The organism is Anaerotruncus sp. 1XD42-93 (assembly GCF_009917605.1).
GTDB lineage: Bacteria > Bacillota > Clostridia > Oscillospirales > Ruminococcaceae > Anaerotruncus.
In genome coordinates this window covers 1-552 of the sequence record NZ_QZEG01000237.1, presented here as the reverse complement: position 1 = coordinate 552, position 552 = coordinate 1, and the positions used below count along the sequence as shown (strand labels likewise).

Annotated in this window: 1 protein-coding gene; it reads left to right on the top strand. The window is 56.9% G+C overall.

Annotation, left to right across the window (positions count from 1 at the left end):
- Positions 1-552: S-layer homology domain-containing protein (locus D5269_RS18225; protein WP_199735804.1), on the top strand; the 552-nt coding region annotated here is incomplete at both ends.

Sequence of the window (552 nt, the reverse complement as noted above, 5' to 3'; positions counted from 1 at the left end):
ACCGATGTGAAAGCAGACGCCTACTATGCCCCTTATGTGAACTGGGCGGCAGAAAAAGGCATTGTAAACGGCACCTCCGCCACCACCTTTTCCCCGGACACCAATATCACCAGGGAACAGATGGCGGTCATTATGGCAAATTACGCGAAAAAGCTGGGCTATGACCTGCCGGTTGCCCATGATGCTGTGACGTTTGCGGACAACGCGCAGATCAGCGGCTGGGCGGCAAAGGAGGTCAAAGCCATGCAGCAGGCGGGTATCATGGCGGGGAAAGGCGGCAACCGCTTTGACCCGAAAGGAACCGCCACCCGCGCCGAGGTCGCTACCGTCCTGCGGCGGTTTGTGGAGATTGTCATTGACCCGCAGACCGCCCAGGGCTGGATGCAGAACCACAGCGGCTCCTGGCAGTATCTGAAAAACGGCAAGCCTGTCACCGGCTGGCTGCAAGACGATAAAAAATGGTACTGGCTGGACAGTAATGGCTGGATGTTTGCCGGCGGTTTCAAACAGATTGACGGCAAGTGGTACTACTTTTATGCGGACGGTTCCATG